The following is an 18,034-nucleotide window of genomic DNA, read 5'->3' on the forward strand; positions in this document are numbered from 1 at the left end:
ATGGCCTCCTTGCCTCAAAATTAGCGAAGAAGGCGTCCACGATACACGGGGCTATTCAGCGCCCTATCATCACCTTCCCCAAAGTGGACATTTTGTGTGCAGCAGACAAAATCATAATAGTGCGCTCCAAACGGCAACTGCGACATGAGACGTCATTCTTCCCCCGCGCCTTACAAGATTTCACCAACACTCCGCCTTCCGTTCCAGAAAGCAGTGCGTTTCCGAGCGGGAAATCTCCCGGAAGCCGTGACGACGGTAGAGCGAGCCGACCGGGTTCCGGTGCAGATGCTTGAGCCTGACAGGCAGGCGCAGGCCATCCGCCACGGCGAAGGCGTGCGCGAGGATGGATGAGCCCGTTCCACGGCCCCAGTGGTCCGCGAACGGATAGAACTCTCCGATTCTTATGTGATCCGGCTGCCTATGGAGGGGTAGCGTCCCGAGTCTCTGCTCCGAACGCCTTGTTTCGAGGAAGGGTTTCTCCCTGACGTGGCGCGCGTCTCAGCCCTTCTCGGCCTTCTTCTCCCAGCGACCCGACTCCTCGGACCAGTATTGCGCGGCGCAGCCGGCGTCAGTGAGCGCCTTCCACTGGGTGCGGGCGCGGTTCAGCGCGGCCTCGTCGTTGCCGTCGAAGAGGATGCAGACCCGCTCCATCCGGGCCACCTCGTCGGGGGCCACATCGGCCCCGTCCACCGCCATCAGGCAGGCGGGGCCATTGGCCGCCTGCCCCGTGGTCAGCAGGATCGGCTGGGCCGCGTCATGCGGCCCGCCCGCCAGCCCATGGGGCAGGAAGCCTTCTTCGGGGCCGAGCCAGAGCCGGTCGTCGAGCCATTCCATCCGCGCCTGTTCGCGCCCGCGCACCGCGATGCGCCAGCCCGCCTCGCGCGCCTTGCCGAGCAGCACCGGAAGGGTCTGCTCCAGCGGGTTGCGGGTCAGGTGGTAGAAATAGGCGGCCCCCATCTCAGCCCTTCTCGCAGGTGTCGGCGATCATCCGGTTCAGCGCGGCAACGCCCCAGCCGGTCGCGCCCTTGGGGGCGAAATCGGTGTCGGACTTGACCGAGGCCATGCCGGCGATGTCGAGGTGGATCCAGGGCATCCCGTCCTTGACGAAGCGTTGCAGGAAGGTCGCCGCCGTGGCGCAGCCCGCCGGGCGGCCGCCGCTGTTCTTGATATCGGCGATGCGCGACTTGATCTGCTCGTTGTAGCCGCCGCCCGTCGGCATCCGCCAGGCGCCCTCGCCCTCGGCCCTGGCGGCCTTGAGGAAGCTTTCGCAGAAGGTGTCATCGTTCGAGAAGACGCCGGCATATTCATGCCCCAGCCCGATGATGATGGCCCCGGTCAGCGTGGCGAGGTCGATCATGCCGGTCGGCTTGAAGCGCTCCTGCGCGTACCACATGACGTCGCAGAGCACGAGGCGGCCTTCGGCGTCGGTATTGACCACCTCGACCGTGTCGCCCTTCATCGAGCGGATGACGTCGCCGGGCCGGGTGGCATTGCCCGAGGGCATGTTCTCGACCAGGCCGACGAGGCCGACGACATTGGCGCGGGCCTTGCGCAGGGCCAGCGTGCGCATGACCCCGGCGACGACGCCCGCGCCGCCCATGTCCATGGTCATGTCTTCCATGCCGACGGCGGGCTTGAGCGAGATGCCCCCGGTGTCGAAGACCACGCCCTTGCCGACGAGCGCCAGCGGGGCATCGCCCTTGGCGCCGCCGTTCCAGCGCATGACCACCACGTAGGAGGGGCTGTCGGACCCCTGCCCGACCGAGAGCAGCGTGCGCATCCCGAGCTTTTCCAGCGCGGCCTCGTCCAGCACCTCGACCTCGAGCCCCACCTCGGTCAGGGCCTTGAGGCGGTTGGCGAATTCGGTGGTGGTGAGCACGTTGGCGGGTTCGTTGGTGAGGTCGCGGGTGAAGAAGGCGCCCTCGGCCACCGCCAGCAGCGGCGCGGCGGCGGTTTCGGCGGCGGCGGGGTCGGCATGGTGGATCACCGTCTCGGCGGCGGGCTTGCCGACGTCATCGCCGGTCTTGTGCGCCTCGAAGCGGTAGTCGCGCAGGGCGATGCCCAGGGCGAGTTCGGCGACGTTCTTCATGTTGCCGGCCATCACCGTCAGGCCCTTGCCCGCCTTCGCCTTGCCGAGCGCCGCGCCGGCCTTGCGCAGGTCGAGCCGCGCGGCATTGCGCGGCAGCACCAGCACGTCGAGCGTCTCGGCGGCGAGGCCCGCGGGCATCTCCAGCGTGATGACCTGCCCGGTCTTGGCCTTGGCGAAACGTGCGCTGGCGACGAGGCGTTCGAGCGCACCGCGGCTCAGCCGGTTCACCCGCCGCGCCACCGTGTCGAGCTTGCCGTCGGGCGGCACGACGATGGCGAGCCGGCCCTCGGCCGAGGCCATCGCGTCGAGATCGGTCGCGGTGAAGCGGATCGGGGTCGGTGCAGTCATATTCAGCTCCTTGCAGGGATCCGCCCAGAGGTAGCGCGCGCCGTGCCCCTTGGCCAGATAGCAGTTTTCCCCGCCCGACTATTGCATTAGGATTGCATCAACGGCCAACACAATACAGGCGCCCGGGGGTCCAAGTGTCACGCTACGACAGATACGTCCTGTCGCAACTGCTGCTTTTCTTTGGATTCTTCGCGCTTGTCCTGGTCGCGGTGTTCTGGATCAATCGCGCGGTTGTGCTCTTCGACAGGCTGATCGGCGACGGCCAGTCGGCGCTGGTCTTCCTGGAATTCACCGCGCTTACCCTGCCCAACCTGATCCGCATGGTGCTGCCGATGGCGGCCTTCGCGGCGGCGGTCTATGTGACCAACCGGCTGAACAGCGAAAGCGAGTTGACGGTGATGCAGGCGACCGGCACCGGGCCGTTCCGGCTGGCCCGCCCCGTGCTGGTCTTCGGCCTGATCGCTGCGGGCATGATGAGCGTGCTGACCCACATCCTGATGCCGGCCTCGACCAGCCAGCTGGCGATCCGCGAGGCCGAGGTCTCGCGCAACGTGACCGCGCGGCTGCTCTCGGAGGGCAGTTTCCTGCACCCGGCCGATGGGGTCACCTTCTTCGTGCGCCAGATCGACCGTGACGGCACGCTGAACGACGTCTTCCTGTCGGACCGGCGCAACCCGGCGCAGAGCGCGACCTATACCGCCGCGCGCGCCTTCCTGGTGCGCGAGGGCGACCGGGCCAATCTGATCATGGTCGACGGCATCGCACAGCGCCTGAACAATGCGGCCAACATGCTCTCGACCACGGCGTTTCAGGATTTCTCGTATGACATCACCGCGCTGGTGCGGAAGGAGACCGAGGCCGCACGCGATATCCGGGCGATCCCGACGGTCGAACTTTTTACCGGCCAGGCCCAGATCCTCGCCAACGAGAAGTTCACCGCAGGCGAGCTGGCCGAAGAGCTGCACCTGCGCTTTGCCCGCGCGTTGATCTGCGTCTCGGTGGCGCTGATCGGCTTTTCCTCGCTGATGCTCGGCGGCTTCTCGCGCTTCGGGGTCTGGCGGCAGGCGCTGGTGGCCTTCGTGCTGCTGATCGTACTTGAAGCGCTGCGCGGCGTGGTCGACGGGCCGGTGCTGGACAATCCGGCCGCCTGGCCGCTGATCTATCTTCCGACGGTGGTGGGGCTGGTGATCTCGGGCATCTTCCTGCGCTTTGCCGGGCGGCCGCTGCCGCGGCTCTTCGGGCGACGCGCGGCGGAGGTGGCAGCATGATCCTCGACGGCTATTTCGCGCGCCGCTTCCTGCAGAGCTTCCTGCTGATCCTGGCGGTGTTCCTGACGCTGATCATGCTGATCGACCTGATCGAGCAGCTGCGCCGGTTCGAGAACGCCGACCTCGGTTTCGGCCAGATGGCGACGCTGATGCTGCTGAACGTGCCCGGGTCGATCAAGGACATCCTGCCGCTGCTGATGATCCTGTCGACGGTGGTGCTCTTCGTCAGCCTGGCGCGCAGCAGCGAGCTGGTGGTGACGCGGGCCATCGGGCGCTCGGGGATCCGGGCGCTGGCGGGGCCCTGCCTGGTGGCTCTGGTGATCGGCGCGCTGGCGGTGACGATGCTGAATCCGATCGCGGCGGCGACCTCGAACCGCTACCAGCAGCTGGCGGATACCTATCAGACCGGCGGCCCGGCGGCGCTCTCGCTTACCGGCGAAGGACTGTGGATGCGCCAGGGCGGCGCGCAGGGACAGGCGGTGATCCACGCCACCGGCTATGGCGGGGCCGAGCCGGTGACGCTCTACGGGGTGACGATCCTAAGCTATGCGCCCGGCGGCGGGCCGGAACAGCGCATCAGCGCCGAGAGCGCGCAGCTGGCACCGGGTGAATGGGTGCTGAGCAAGGTCAAGGTCTGGCCGCTGGCGACCGGGCGCAACCCCGAGACGGCGGCCAAGTCGGTCGACACCCTGCGTCTGCCCACCACGCTGACCGACGACCGCATCCGCGAGAGCATCGGCCAGCCCAACGGCATCTCGATCTACGACCTGCCCGGCACCATCCGCGCACTGCGGCAGGCGGGCTTTGCCACCCGCAAGCAGGAAGTCTGGTACATGGTCGAGCTGGCCCGGCCGCTGTTCCTCCTGTCGATGGTGCTGATCGGCGCGGCCTTCACCATGCGCCACACCCGCTTCGGCGGCACCGGCATCGCTGTGCTTGCAGCCATCCTGCTCGGTTTCGCCTTGTATTTCGTCCGCAATTTCGCGCAGATCCTTGGAGAGAACGGCCAGATTCCCGTGATCCTGGCCAGTTGGGGACCGCCCATAGCGGCGATCTTCCTCGCCCTTGGACTGTTGTTGCACGCGGAGGACGGATGAGTCTGCTTGCCCGTTTCCTGGTGATCGCCGCCCTGGTGCTGCCCTTCGACGCGGCAGCCCAGGGGCGCGAGCCGCTGTCCGCCACCGAGGAGGAGGAAGGCCCCGCCGTCCTGGTGGCCGACCGCGTCTTCATCACGCCCGAACGGGTGCTGGTGGCCGAGGGCCATGTCGAGGCCTTCCAGGGCGATATCCGCCTGCGCGCCCGGAAGATCACCTTCGACCGGACCGAGGGCAAGCTTACCATCGAAGGCCCGATCCGCATCGACCAGGGCGGCACCATGGTGGTGCTGGCCGACTTTGCCGAGCTCGACAAGGGCCTACAGAATGGCCTGCTGACCGGCGCGCGCATGGTGCTCGACCAGCAGCTGCAACTGGCCGCGCTGCAGATGGCGCGGGTGAACGGGCGCTATACCCAACTCTACAAGACCGCCGTGACCTCGTGCCATGTCTGCGGCGACGGACGCCCGCCGCTCTGGCAGATCCGCGCCCGCACGATCACCCATGACCAGGAGGAGCGGCAGCTCTACTTCCAGGGCGCGCAGTTCCGCATCCTCGACGTGCCGGTGATGTATTTCCCCGGAATGCGCCTGCCCGACCCGACGCTGGAGCGGGCAACAGGCTTCCTGATCCCCTCGGTGCGCTCGACCTCGAACCTCGGCACCGGGGTCAAGATCCCGTATTTCTTCCGGCTGGGCGATCATGCCGACCTGACGCTTGCGCCCTATATCTCCTCGGCCACGCGCACGCTCGAATACCGCTATCGCCAGGCCTTCCGCAAAGGCCGGATCGAGTTCGAGGGCGCGCATACGCGCGACGACCTGATCTCGGGCGAGACCCGCGGCTATATCTTCGGCTCGGCCCGGTTCGACCTGCCGCGCGATTACAAGCTTGAGTTCTCGCTGCAGCTGGCCTCGGACAATTCCTACCTGGTGGACTACGGCCTGCCCGATCTCGACCGCCTGCGCAGCGAACTTTCGATCAGCCGCTACCGGCTCGATACTGCCTTCCGCACCCGCCTCATCAACTTCGAGAGCCTGCGCGACGCCGACGACGAATCCCTGCTCCCCACCATCGTTGTCGACGCCTCCTTCGAGCGGCGCTTCTTCCCGAAGGTGATCGGCGGCGAGGTGCGCACCTCGTTCCTGCTGCACACGCACCGGCGGCCGTCGAACATCGATATCCTCGGCCGCGACATACGCCGGGCGACCGCCGATGTCTCGTGGCAGCGCTTCTGGCTGATGGACAACGGTCTGCGCACCGATTTCGAGATCGGCGTGGCGGCGGATCTGTTCCAGGTGCGCCAGGACAGCACCTCGGAATCGCGGTTCAACCGGATCACGCCGCGCAGTGCGATCAAGTTCAGCTATCCGATGGTCATGAGCACCGGCAGGGTCACACATTACCTCGAACCGGTGGTGCAGATCGGCTGGACCAACGTGCACGGCCTGAACCCGCCCAATGACGAGAGCACCTTCGTCGAGTTCGACCAGGGCAACCTGCTGGCTCTCTCGCGCTTTCCCGCGCCCGACCGCCGCGAGAGCGGCACGACGGTGGCCTACGGTCTGAACTGGGCCGCCTATGGCGCCAAGGGCTGGCAGGCCAATGCCACCATCGGCCAGGTGCAGCGGCGCGACGCCAACCCCGACTTCACCAGAACGTCTGGCCTCTCGAGTACCACCTCGGACGTGCTGGTCGCCGGCCAGATACGCTTTGCCGACAAGCTTTCGCTGACGGCGCGGACCCTGCTGGACGATACCTTCAGCCTGTCCAAGGCCGAGGTGCGCGGCGACTGGACCTCGTCCCGCGCGCAGCTGGCCGGCACCTATCTCTGGCTGGGACCCGACCCGGCCGAGGGCCGTGCCCAGGCGCTTTCCGAGATCTGGCTGAACGGCGGCTACCAGATCGCCACCGGCTGGACCGCAAGCGCCAGCCTGCGTTACGACATTTCCGACCAGCGGGCATCCCGCGCCGGCCTTGGCTTCGTCTATCGCAACGAATGCGTAACGGTCGACCTTGGCCTCAACCGGCGCTATACCTCGTCGACAAGTATTGAGCCGTCCACCGATATCGGCTTTACCATCTCGCTGAGCGGGTTTTCGGTGGACGCGGAACCAAACAAGTACAGGCGATCATGCAGTTGAAAGTTTCCATCCTGAGGCGGCCGCTGGCCGCGCTGGCACTGGCGGCCGGTCTCTGTGGCCCCCTCGCGGCGCAGGGTCTGTTCTCGCCGGCGATCACGGTCAACGATGACGTCATCACCAATTTCGAGCTGGAACAGCGGATCCAGTTCCTGACCCTGCTGCGCGCTCCCGGCGATCCGGTCGAACAGGCCCGCAAGGGGCTGATCGACGAGCGGTTGCGGATGCAGGCCGTGTCCAAGACCGACATCGCCATCACGCCCGAGCAGGTCGATGCGGGGATCAACGAGTTCGCGCAGCGCACCCAGCTTTCCGGGGCCGAGCTCCTGAAGGCGCTGGCCGAGGGTGGCGTCGAACCGCAGACGATGCGTGATTTCGTCCGCGTCGGGCTGGCCTGGCGCGAGTATGCCGGCCGCAACTTCCTGGACAGCGCGCGGCCGACCCGCGCCGAGATCGACCGCGCGATAGCCCGTGACAGCTCGACGACCGGGGTTTCGGTTCTGCTGTCCGAGATCATCATCCCGGTGACGCCCGAGACGCTTCAGGATGCCGAGGCGCTGGCGCTGGAGATCTCGACCATTCGCAGCTACGACGCCTTCGCGGCAGCGGCGCGGCAGTATTCCGCTGCCTCGACCCGCGATATCGGCGGCCGGTTGAACTGGCTGCCGCTGACCAACCTGCCCCCGGCGCTGCGCCCGGTGATCCTGGCGCTGAAGCCGGGCGAGACCTCGTCGCCGATCCCGCTGCCCAATGCGATCGCGGTGTTCCAGATGCGCGGCACCCAGGAGACCGCCGGCAAGCCGGCCAGCTATTCGAAGATCGACTACGCGATGTATTACATCAACGGCGGCCGCTCTCCCGAGGCGCTGGCCTTGGCGCAATCGCTGCGCGAGCGGGTCGACCGCTGCGACGATCTCTACGGCATCGCCAAGGGCCAGCCCGTTACCGCGCTCGACCGCGTGCAGGAAGCTCCCGGCCAGATCCCGCGCGACGTGGCGCTGGAGCTCGCCAAGCTGGATGACGGCGAGGTCTCGACCAACCTGACGCGCAACAACGGGCAGACGCTGGTCTTCCTGATGATGTGCGGGCGCACCTCGCAGGAGAATGCCGAGCTGTCGCGCGATGACGTCGCCAACGCGCTGACCCAGAACCGGGTCTCGGAGCTGGCCGACGCCTATATCGCCAAGCTGCGCAACGAAGCCCGCATCGTCGAGCAATGAGCCTCCCCGTCGCGCTGAGCTGCGGCGAGCCGGCGGGCATCGGCCCGGAGATCGCCGTGCGCGCCTGGGAGGCGCTGCGCGAAGATTGCCCGTTCTTCTGGATCGGTGACCCGCGCCACCTGCCGCTGGGCGCGCCGGTGGCGCTGATCGACAGCCCCGAAGAGGCGGAGGCGGTGTCGGCCCGCGCCATGCCGGTGCTGGCCCATGCCTTTGCCGCGCCGACGGTGCCGGGCACGCCGGACCCGGACAATGCCACCGGCGTGATCTCGGCCATCGAGCGCGGCGTGGCGCTGGTGCACCGGGGCGAGGCCTCGGCCATCTGCACCGCGCCGATCCACAAGAAGGCGCTGATCGACGGCGCCGGGTTCGCCTATCCCGGTCATACCGAGTTCCTCGCCGCGCTGGCCGGGGTCGAGCGGGTGGTGATGATGCTCGCAGGCGAGCAGCTGCGCACCGTTCCGGCGACCATCCATATCGCGCTTTCCGAGGTGCCGGCGCAGCTGACGCCAGATCTGCTGCGCGAGACCATCGCCATCACCGACGCCGGGTTGCGCAGCCGCTTCGGCATCGCCAATCCGCGCATCGCGGTGGCGGGCCTGAACCCCCATGCCGGCGAAGGCGGCAAGATGGGGCGCGAGGAACTCGACTGGATCGGCCCGCTGGTGGCGGCGATGGCTGCCGAAGGCATTGGCGTCTTCGGCCCGCTGCCCGCCGATACCATGTTCCACCCGGCGGCACGGGCGCGCTATGACGCGGCGGTCTGCATGTATCACGACCAGGCGCTGATCCCGATCAAGACGCTGGAGTTCGACTCGGGCGTGAACGTGACGCTGGGCCTGCCCTTCGTGCGGACCTCGCCCGACCACGGCACCGCCTTCGACATCGCCGGCAAGGGCATCGCCAGCCCGGCCAGCCTGATCGCCGCGCTGAAACTGGCGCGCGACATGGCGGCGCGCTGACCCCATCCGCGCTTTCCCGCGTTGACAGCGCCGCCCGGCCCGCCTTGACTGGCCGTGACACGCCGCCAGCCTGGGAGGAGCAAGCGCCATGTCCGACGCGCCGGTCGTCCATATCGACCTTGCCGCCTTCGCGGCCGATCCCTACCCCGCGCTGGCGCGGATGCGGGCCGAGACGCCCATCGCCTATGTCCCGGAACTGGGCGCCACGCTGCTGACCCGCCGCGACGACGTCCACCGCGAGGAAAAGCGCATCCATGTCTTCTCGTCCCTGCAGCCGCAGGGGCTGATGACCCGCCTGATGGGCGAGAACATGATGCGCAAGGATGGCGAGGCCCATATGGCCGAGCGGCGCATCCTCTTCCCCGCCGTCAGCCCGCGCACCGTGAACGACCACTGGCGCGCCATCTTCGCAGAACGCGCGGCCGAGATCCTCGACCGTCTCGCGCCTCTGGGCGCCTGCGATCTTGTCCGCGACTATGCCATGCCGGTCTCGGCCGAGGCATTGAAGGCGATCACCGGGCTGACCGGCATGACCGCCGCCCATATGGACGAGGTCAGCCAGGCGATGATCGACGGCTGCGCGAATTACGCGAGCCTGCCCGAGGTCGAGGACCGCTGCAACGCCGCCACCGCCTCGATCGACGAGCATATCTCGCGGATGTGGTCCGACCCGCCGCCGCGTTCGGCCCTGGCGGTGATGATCGCCGGGGGCATGAGCGCGTATTCGGTGCGCGCCAATATCAAGCTCATCATCTCGGGCGGCCAGAACGAGCCGCGCGACGCCATCGCCGGCACCATCTGGGCGTTGCTGAGCCACCCGGACCAGCTTGCCTGCATCCGGAGCGGCCAGAATACCTGGCACGAGGCCTTCTCGGAATACGCCCGCTGGATGGCCCCCATCGGCATGTCGCCCCGCCGGGTGGCGCAGCGCGATACGGTGGGCGGCGTGACCTTCGAGTCCGAGGACCGCGCCTTCCTGATGTTCGGCTCGGCCTGCCGGGACGAGGCGCATTTCGTTTCCCCCGAGCGTTTCGACATCACCCGCGACACGCAACCGGCGATCAGCTTCGGGGCCGGGCCGCATTTCTGCGCCGGGGCCGCCGCCGCGCGCTGCATGATCGCCGATGTCGCCCTGCCGATGATCTTTGACCGCCTGCCGAACCTGCGCCTTGCCGGAGAGGTCGCCGTCACCGGCTGGGCCTTCCGCGGTCCGGTCTCGGTTCCCGTGGCCTGGGACGCCTGACCCCTTGCCGCGCCCCCTCGCCCGCGCCATATCGGTCTTATGCTGCGCCTGACCCCGATCCTGCTTGCCATCCTCTATGCGGTCGTCTGGTACCGTATTTCGGTCTGGCGCACCCATCGCGAGCTTGACCAGAAGTCGACCGAGCTGGCCGACCCGCGCCTGAAGGCGCTGACCGACCGGCTGGCGGCGAGCCTGGACCTGCCGCGCATCAAGGTCTTCATCTACGAGATCGCCCCGGTGAACGGCCTTGCCGCGCCGGACGGGCGGATCTTCATCACGCGCGGGTTCTACAAGAAGTTCCTGAGCGGCGAGGTCTCGGGCGAGGAGATGGCCAGCGTCATCGCGCATGAGCTTGGCCATGTCGCGTTGGGGCACGCGCGGCGGCGGATGATCGACTTCTCGGGGCAGAACGCGCTGCGCACCGTGCTCATCATGCTGCTGGGGCGTTTCGTGCCCATCGTCGGGGTCTGGATCGCCAACATGCTGACCACGATGCTCGCCGCCCGCCTGTCGCGCGGCGACGAATACGAGGCGGACGCCTATGCCGCCGCGCTGCTCACCAAGGCGGGGATCGGGGTCGGCCCGCAGAAATCGCTGTTCCGCAAGCTCGAAGGGCTGACGCAGAGCAATTCGGGCATGGCCCCGGCCTGGCTGATGAGCCACCCCAAGGTCGAGGAGCGCATTGCAGCGCTGGAGGCGCTGGAGCGGCGCTGGGGCACGCTGGAACCCGTCTAGGCCAGCGCCTTGCCCAGGCGCGGCAGCCGCGCCTTCTTCATCAGCGCGCGCATCTCCCAGGGTTCGCCGGAGAGCCGTATCGCCTCGTCGAGCACCGCCTGCGCCACGGCGCGGATGCCCTCTGGGTCGGCCTGCCAGAGCCCGTGCAGGAAGGCGTCGGGGTCGGCCCGGCTCAGGCCCTCCTCGGCCAGCACGTTGCGCGGGAAGTCGGCCGCGTTCATCGTCACGATGACATCGGCATGGCCCGCCACCGCCGCCGCCAGCACATGCACGTCGGCCGGGTCGGGCAGCCAGAGCCGGGCCTCGATCCCCGGCGCGGGCGGCACCTCGGCGTCGGGCCATTGGCGGCGCACCTGCGCGATCTCGCCGCGCGCCTGCTCCTCGCCGCCGGGGCCGAGCTTGCGCGCCGCGCGGGCCCATTCCTCGAGGATCCGCGCCGACCAGAGCGGGGTGTAGCGCCCGCCCTTCGCCGCCCCCAGCAGCACCTCGCGCATCACCGTCGGATAGAGGACGCAGGTGTCGAGCAGGACCTTCACAGCCGGAAGAACACCGCCTTGAGATAGCCGCTTTCGGCCAGTTGCGGCAGCTGCGGGTGGTCGGCCCCGGCGAATCCGGTGTGCAGCAGCTGCGCCGAGCGCCCGGCCCGCCCGATGCCGCGCAGGCTCGCCTCGCGGAAGCGGGCGAGATCGGCGGCATGCGAGCAGGAGCAGAGCACCAGGTAGCCGCCCTCGGCCACCAGCGGCGCGGCCAGCCGAGCGATCCGCTCATAGGCGCGCAGGCCGGCGTCCAGCGCCTGTTTCGAGGGCGCGAAGGCGGGCGGGTCGCAGATCACCAGATCGAACCGCGCGCCTTCCTGTCCCAGCGCGGCCAGCACGTCGAAGGCATCGCCCTGCCGGGTGGTGAACTTGCCCGCCACGCCGCTGGCGATCGCCCCCGCCTCGGACAGCGCCAGCGCCGGGCCCGAGCCGTCGACCGAAAGCGCGCTTTCCGCCCCGCCCGCGAGCGCGGCCAGCCCGAAACCGCCGACATGGCTGAACACGTCGAGCACCCGCGCGCCTTTCGCCAGCCGCGCCGCGAAGGCGTGGTTGTCGCGCTGGTCGAAGTAGAGGCCGGTCTTCTGCCCGCCGGTCAGGTCGGCCATGTAGGTCGCGCCGTTCATCGGCACATGCACGGGCGTGTCCGGCGCGCTGCCCAGCAGCACGCCGGATACATCGTCGAGCCCCTCGAGCGCGCGCGTCCTGCCGCCAGCGTTCTTGAGAATGCAGGTCACGCCTGTCACTCCGGCCAGCGCCGCCGCCAGCGCGTCGAGATGGGTCTCGGCCCAGGCCGCGTTCGGCTGCACCACGCAGGTCTCGCCAAAGCGGTCGATCACCACGCCGGGCAGCCCGTCGGCCTCGGCATGGACCAGCCGGTAGAAGGGCGTGTCGAACAGCCGCTCGCGCAGCTCCAGCGCGCGCTTGAGCCGTACCGCGAACCAGGCCTGGTCCACCACCGCCGCCGGGTCGCGGTCGAGCATCCGGCACATGATCTTCGAGGCCGGATTCACCGCCACCAGTCCGAGCGGCGCGCGCGCCTCGTCCTCGAGCACCGCCAGCGCGCCGGGCAGCAGCGCCTTGGTGCGCCGGTCGGTCACGATGTCATTGGCATAGACCCAGGGGAACCCGCGCCGGATCGCCCGCGCGTCGGATTTCGGTTTCATCCGCACCCGAGGGTGCTCGAACATTTCGGAAGGTGCTGTCATGGCGCCCTCATACGCGCAGACGCGGCGGCGCGGAAGGGCTTACGATGTGCCCCGAGGCCGGCTCCGCCAGCCGCCGCGCCGCCTTGGGGGCGCGGCGCGCTCCAGCCCGGCGCGCAGAACCTCGGTCATCGGGTGCTCCGGATCGCCATAGGTGGCCAATAGAGTCTCGATGGCCGCGCGCACATCCGCCCCCGCCGGCAGGCTCAGCGCCCAGTCGAGAAAGATGCTGCGGCACTCGGGTTCGGTGATTCCCTCGATCCGGTAGGCCTCGCGCACCAGGTGCTTGGGGTCGCTCGGCGGACCCGCCCGTTCAGTCATCCAGGTCCTCCCCGCCGACGACACGGTCGATCCGTTCGGCAGCGTCGGCATAGGCATCGGCCAAGGCCCCGCGCAGCACCTCGATGGTCTCGAACCCCGCGCTGCGGCAGAGGAAGTCCTGCCCGCTCTCTCCCAGCTTCATGTCGTCCGGCGCCTCACCCGAAAGCAGACGCAAGGCCGTCTGCACCTGCCAGTAGAGCCGGTAATGCGTGGTCAGCGCATCGCCATCCGCGGCGGAAAGCCAGCCGCAGGCGACACCGCCCTCCAGCCCCGAGATCACGTCGCGCGCCGCCAGGCCCGCCAGCAGCGCGCCCGACTGCGCCACCAGCTCGATATCCTGCAGCCGTCCTGCGCCGGTCTTGATGTCCCAGAGCCCCGCCGGGACCTTGGCCTCGGCGATCCGCGCGCGCATCTCGCGCACTTCGCGCAGCACCTCGTCCCGTGCGCGGGGCGCGGCGATCACCTCCTGCCGGAAGGCCTCGATATCGGCGGCGAGGCTTTCGCCGCCCGCCACAACCCGCGCCCGGGTCAGCGCCAGGTGTTCCCAGACCCAGGCGCTGGTCTTCTGGTAGTCGCGGAAGCTCGCCCAGCTGGTCGCCACTGGCCCCTGCGTGCCCGAGGGGCGCAGGCGCATGTCGACCTCGTAGAGCCGCCCCTGCGCCATCGGCGCGGTCAGCGCGGTGATCAGAGCCTGGGTGAGGCGCGCGTAATAGGTCCGTGCCGCCAGCGGGCGCGGCCCCTCCGAGCTTTCGACGCCCTCGGGGTCGTAGATCACGATCAGGTCGAGGTCGCTCTCGGTATTGAGCCGCCGCGCGCCGAGCGAGCCCATGCCCAGCACCGCCGCACCCCGGCCCGGAGGCGCGCCGTGCTTGGCCGCGAACTGGGCCTGCACCAGCGGGAAGAGCGCGCCGATCACCGCATCGGCGAGATCGGCATATTGCGCGCCCGCTTCCTCGGCCCCGATCAGCCCGCGCAGGTGGTGCACGCCGATGCGGAAATGCCATTCCTTCATCCAGCGCCGCGCTGTGTCGAGCTGCGCTTCGTAGTCGCGTTCGCGCGCCAGGCGCTCCGCCAATTCGGCGGCCAGCGGCACCTGCCCCGGCCAGTCGTTGAAGAAATCCCCGGCGATCACCGCGTCGAAGACACCGGAGTTGCGCGAGAGGTGCCCGGCCAGCGCAGGCGAAGTGCCGACGATGTCGATCAGCAGGTCGATCAGCTGCGGGTTGGCCTCGAAGAGCGCAAACAGCTGAACCCCCGCGGGCAGGCCCTTGAGGAAGCCATCAAGCGCGATCAGCGCCTCGTCGGGCTTGGCGGTGCGTGCGAGCCGCGCCAGCAGTTCGGGGCGCAGCCGTTCGAAGATCTGCCGCGCCCGCTGCGAGCGCAGCGCCGCATAGGTCGGCCAGCGCGAACAGACCGAGGTATCGAAGTCCTCGGGGACATCCACCCGCCTGGGGGCATCGGGGGCGAAGAAATCCTCGGTGAGCGCGTGGACCTCGGTCAGGCGGCGCACGATCTCGGCGCCGACGCTGCGGATGTCGCTGCCCATCAGGCAGGCCAGCCGCTCGAACTCGGCCTCGTTGGAGGGCAGCTTGTGGGTCTGCGCATCGTGCAGCATCTGGATGCGGTGCTCGACCTCGCGGTGGGCGCGGTAGTGCCCCGTGAGCTGCTCGGCCACCTCGGGCGGCACCCAGCCCTTGGCGGCCAGCGCCGCCAGCCCCTCGACCGTGCCGCGCAGGCGCAGGCTCTCGTCGCGGCCGCCGGCGATCAACTGCCGCGTCTGGGTGAAGAACTCGATCTCGCGGATGCCGCCCCGGCCCAGCTTCATGTCGTGGCCCATGACGGTCAGCGGCCCGCCGAGGCGCTTGCTCTCGCGGATGCGCAGGCGCATGTCGTGGGCGTCCTGAATGGCCGCGAAATCGAGGTGGCGGCGCCAGATGAAGGGGCGCAGCGACCGGATGAAGCGTTCACCGGCGGCAATATCCCCGGCGCAGGGCCGCGCCTTGATATAGGCGGCCCGCTCCCAGGTGCGCCCGAGGCTCTCGTAATAGCTCTCGGCGGCGGCGGTCGAGATGCAGACCGGCGTGACCGAGGGATCGGGACGCAGCCGCAGGTCGGTGCGGAAGACATAGCCCTCGGCGGTGCGGTCGCCGAGCGCGGCGGTGAAGCCGCGCGTGGCCTTGACCATGGCGGCGCGGGCTTCGTGGAAGTCGTCGTGGCTGTAGCGGGTCTCGTCGAACAGGCAGATCAGGTCGATGTCCGAGGAATAGTTCAGCTCGCCCGCGCCCATCTTGCCCATGGCGAGCACCACCATGCCCCCGGCGGTCGCGACGTCTTCCTCGGTCTGCCCCGGCAGCTTGCCGCGCCGGATCAGCGCGGCGATCTCGGCGCGCAGGGTGACGTCGCAGGCGGCGCCGGCGAAATCCGAGAGCCCGCCGGTGATCCGCTCCAGCGGCCAGGCCCCGGCCAGGTCGGCCAGCGCCAGGATCAGCGCGATGCGCCGCTTGGCCTGGCGCAGTTCGCTCATCAGCGCCTCGCGCGGGATCTCGGGCACCCGGGCGAGGATCTGGGCCAGCGCGGCGTCGGGTGCATCGAGCGCGCCGGGCAGCCAGCTGGCCTCGGCCTCGATCAGGCCCTTGAGATAGGGGCTCGACCCGGCAGTGCCGCGGATCAGATCGGCGTGATCGGCGTCGAGGCCAGGCACGGCGGAAAGCGCCTCCTCCCCGAGTTCGGGCTGATAGGGACGCGGCAGGCGGGAGATCTGGAGACGATGCGACATATGGGCAGTCTTGCGGTGGCGCGCGGGAATGGTCAATCGCGCGCGGGGCTTGATCTTCGCCGGGGCCCACCGCAAGACTGCGTGCCATGAGCAAGAGCATGAAACGCGTCCGCGCCGCCCTCGAGGCCGCCGGCATTCCCGCCGAGATCCGCGAGACCGCGCTCGCCCGCACCGCCGCCGACGCGGCGGCCGCCGTGGGCTGCGAGGTCGACCAGATCGCCAAGTCGATCATCTTCCGCGGCGAGACCAGCGGCCAGGCGATCCTGTTCCTGACCGCAGGCGGCAACCAGGTCGATCCGGCCAAGGCCGCAGCCGTGGCGGGCGAGCCGCTCGGCAAGGCCGATGCGGCGCTGGTGCGCGAACAGACCGGCTTCGCCATCGGCGGCGTCGCGCCGGTCGGGCACCTCTCGCCGATCCGCGCCTTCCTCGACCCGCGCCTGGCCGAATTCCCGGTGATCTGGGCCGCTGCCGGCACGCCGCATCACGTCTTCCCGGCAACCGCCGGGCAGCTGCAAGCCGCCGCCGGCGCCGAACTGGCCGATTTCACCGCCTGAGGCGGTGCGGCATCGGCGCGCTGCCGGACTGACATCCAGGCGCGCCGAGCAGTTTTCAGACGAAATCGAAATCCGATGCCGTCAGGGTCACTCCGCCCTTGCCGTCGAGGATGATGGTGCCACCGTCATGCTCGATGATCTTGTTGCCGTTCGAGCGCGAGATCGACAAGGAATCAAAGCCGCCGGCGTGATCGGCGATGCGCAGCGTGTCGACACCATCGACGTAATCCATGACCCTGTCGGTGCCGCTATCGGCGCCGAACACGAAGATATCCCTGCCCGCCTGTCCGCGCAGTATGTCATTTCCCGCGTCGCCCTGGAGCAGGTCATTGCCCTTGCCGCCGATCAGCTTGTCCTTGCCGAGCCCGCCGAAGAGCCGGTCATTTCCAAACCCGCCGTTCAGGGTGTCGTTGCCGGCAAGGCCGAAGAGCTTGTCATTGCCGCCAAGCCCCAGCAGGACGTTCGCATCGAGGTTTCCGGTCAGGGTATCGGAGTGGTTGGTGCCTGTGACGTTTTCAAAGCCGTCGTTGAAAATCCAGCCCGCCGGGGTCTGGCCGACCGTGTCAAGTCCGAAGGTGATCCCCGACGTGAAAGCGGCGAAGCTGATCTTGTCGATGCCACTTCCTGCCCGGAGCGTTGCCAGTTGGTTGGCGTCGGCCGCCTCGGACATGTTCACGGTGTCATTGCCATCGCCCAGCAGAATTTGCCCCGCAAAGCCGACCCCGAGATTAACCGTATCGTTGCCGTCATCCGTGACGATCGAGGCAACCCACCCGGCACCGGTCGTGACCGTGTCAACACCACTGCCCGTGCGCACCGAATGGGCTCCTGCAGCGCCGATCTCGACCGTGTCGTTTCCGGCGCGCGTATTAATGAAATCCACATAGCCACTGGTGGTTTTGACCGTGTCGCTACCCTGCCCGGTCGACACTGTCCTTGCGCCGCCGGAGCCGATGGTGATCGTATCGCCGATGATCACCGAATTCTCGCTCCCCGTCTCGATCGAGCGCACGAAGGCATTGCCGGTGGTGACGATATTCTCGCTGGCGAGCAGGTTGATCGCATAGGTCGACCCGACCTGCTGGTTGCCGAGATTGACCTCGTGCCGATCGCCTTCCCAGCCGAAGATATAGCGCAGGCGGGTGGAAATCAGATCGACCTCGGAGTTGTAGCCGAGCTCGACGAAGTCGATCTTGCGACCTGCGCCTGCGTCCACGTCGGTCAGCCGGGTGATATTGTCGTCGCCGCTGACGCGCAGCGTCTTGACCCGCCAATCGCTGCCGGTCATCGAGACCGTCGCATCCAGGCGCACATCCGTCGGGGCGATGATCCCGTCGCCGAGATAGATGTCATAATAGCCCATATACGGGCCACCAGGCATTACGCTCCAGCCTGGCAGGCGCGGAACGTCATTAACTCCGTCGATAGTGACGTTAAGGAATTGCGTTGCCATTTCTCATGAAACCCCAATTAAAAAATGGCCCGCCAGTGTTCCAGGCGGGCCATTTCACCGTTTCACATGTTCAATACCTTGGCAACTCGGGATCC

15 protein-coding genes are annotated in these 18,034 nt (G+C 68.4%); 8 read left to right on the plus strand and 7 right to left on the minus strand.

What is annotated here, in order from left to right:
- Window positions 1–498 precede the first annotated feature (498 nt).
- Together IE266_RS22995 and IE266_RS23000 are read right to left on the minus strand one after the other, a co-directional pair.
- A complete protein-coding gene (locus IE266_RS22995) occupies window positions 499–957 on the minus strand; it encodes a DNA polymerase III subunit chi (protein WP_189682484.1) in 459 nt (152 codons plus the stop codon).
- A 1-nt stretch (window position 958) separates the two neighbouring features.
- Entirely contained in the window at window positions 959–2,437 is a 1,479-nt protein-coding gene (locus IE266_RS23000; RefSeq protein ID WP_189682485.1) for a leucyl aminopeptidase, read from the minus strand.
- A gap of 134 nt (window positions 2,438–2,571) precedes the next feature.
- Between IE266_RS23000 and lptF the strand changes: the two genes are divergently transcribed.
- The 7 genes from lptF (at window position 2,572) to IE266_RS23035 (ending at window position 11,097) form a co-directional block, all read left to right on the plus strand.
- Window positions 2,572–3,705, plus strand: a complete 1,134-nt coding sequence (lptF, locus tag IE266_RS23005; RefSeq protein ID WP_189682486.1) for an LPS export ABC transporter permease LptF — start codon at window positions 2,572–2,574, stop codon at window positions 3,703–3,705.
- Window positions 3,702–4,802: an LPS export ABC transporter permease LptG gene (lptG, locus tag IE266_RS23010; protein ID WP_189682487.1), complete on the plus strand. Its 1,101-nt coding sequence runs from the start codon at window positions 3,702–3,704 to the stop codon at window positions 4,800–4,802. Before lptF ends, lptG begins: the two co-directional genes overlap by 4 nt.
- Entirely contained in the window at window positions 4,799–6,943 is a 2,145-nt protein-coding gene (locus IE266_RS23015) for an LPS-assembly protein LptD (RefSeq protein ID WP_189682488.1), read from the plus strand. The genes lptG and IE266_RS23015 overlap by 4 nt, the downstream gene beginning before the upstream one ends.
- Complete coding sequence (locus IE266_RS23020) at window positions 6,934–8,160, plus strand: peptidylprolyl isomerase (protein ID WP_189682489.1); 1,227 nt, start codon at window positions 6,934–6,936, stop codon at window positions 8,158–8,160. Before IE266_RS23015 ends, IE266_RS23020 begins: the two co-directional genes overlap by 10 nt.
- A complete protein-coding gene (pdxA, locus tag IE266_RS23025) occupies window positions 8,157–9,119 on the plus strand; it encodes a 4-hydroxythreonine-4-phosphate dehydrogenase PdxA (RefSeq protein ID WP_189682490.1) in 963 nt (320 codons plus the stop codon). The genes IE266_RS23020 and pdxA overlap by 4 nt, the downstream gene beginning before the upstream one ends.
- A gap of 88 nt (window positions 9,120–9,207) precedes the next feature.
- Window positions 9,208–10,362 (plus strand): cytochrome P450, encoded by a 1,155-nt coding sequence (locus IE266_RS23030; protein WP_189682491.1) that lies wholly within the window; start codon window positions 9,208–9,210, stop codon window positions 10,360–10,362.
- A gap of 39 nt (window positions 10,363–10,401) precedes the next feature.
- Window positions 10,402–11,097, plus strand: a complete 696-nt coding sequence (locus IE266_RS23035) for a M48 family metalloprotease (protein WP_189682492.1) — start codon at window positions 10,402–10,404, stop codon at window positions 11,095–11,097.
- Here the strand turns inward: IE266_RS23035 and IE266_RS23040 are convergent.
- The 4 genes from IE266_RS23040 to glnE are packed head-to-tail and all read right to left on the minus strand — an operon-like array spanning window position 11,094 to window position 15,932.
- Window positions 11,094–11,633 (minus strand): RSP_2648 family PIN domain-containing protein, encoded by a 540-nt coding sequence (locus IE266_RS23040; RefSeq protein ID WP_189682493.1) that lies wholly within the window; start codon window positions 11,631–11,633, stop codon window positions 11,094–11,096. The genes IE266_RS23035 and IE266_RS23040 overlap by 4 nt on opposite strands.
- Window positions 11,630–12,838 (minus strand): RSP_2647 family RNA methyltransferase, encoded by a 1,209-nt coding sequence (locus IE266_RS23045; protein WP_189682494.1) that lies wholly within the window; start codon window positions 12,836–12,838, stop codon window positions 11,630–11,632. Before IE266_RS23045 ends, IE266_RS23040 begins: the two co-directional genes overlap by 4 nt.
- A 39-nt stretch (window positions 12,839–12,877) precedes the next feature.
- Window positions 12,878–13,156 (minus strand): hypothetical protein, encoded by a 279-nt coding sequence (locus IE266_RS23050; RefSeq protein ID WP_189682495.1) that lies wholly within the window; start codon window positions 13,154–13,156, stop codon window positions 12,878–12,880.
- Window positions 13,149–15,932 carry a bifunctional [glutamate--ammonia ligase]-adenylyl-L-tyrosine phosphorylase/[glutamate--ammonia-ligase] adenylyltransferase gene (gene glnE, locus IE266_RS23055; protein WP_189682496.1) on the minus strand — a complete coding sequence of 928 codons (2,784 nt, stop codon included), beginning with the start codon at window positions 15,930–15,932 and terminating at the stop codon, window positions 13,149–13,151. The genes IE266_RS23050 and glnE overlap by 8 nt, the downstream gene beginning before the upstream one ends.
- Before the next feature lie 86 nt (window positions 15,933–16,018).
- On the opposite strand from glnE, the gene IE266_RS23060 reads away from it, so the two are divergent.
- A complete protein-coding gene (locus IE266_RS23060) occupies window positions 16,019–16,486 on the plus strand; it encodes a YbaK/EbsC family protein (RefSeq protein WP_189682497.1) in 468 nt (155 codons plus the stop codon).
- A 55-nt stretch (window positions 16,487–16,541) separates the two neighbouring features.
- On the opposite strand, the gene IE266_RS27215 is transcribed toward IE266_RS23060, so the two are convergent.
- On the minus strand, window positions 16,542–17,939 hold the full coding sequence (locus IE266_RS27215) for a calcium-binding protein (protein WP_189682498.1): 1,398 nt from the start codon (window positions 17,937–17,939) through the stop codon (window positions 16,542–16,544).
- Window positions 17,940–18,034 lie beyond the last annotated feature (95 nt).

The organism is Seohaeicola zhoushanensis (genome assembly GCF_014656415.1).
GTDB classification, from domain to species: domain Bacteria; phylum Pseudomonadota; class Alphaproteobacteria; order Rhodobacterales; family Rhodobacteraceae; genus Seohaeicola_A; species Seohaeicola_A zhoushanensis.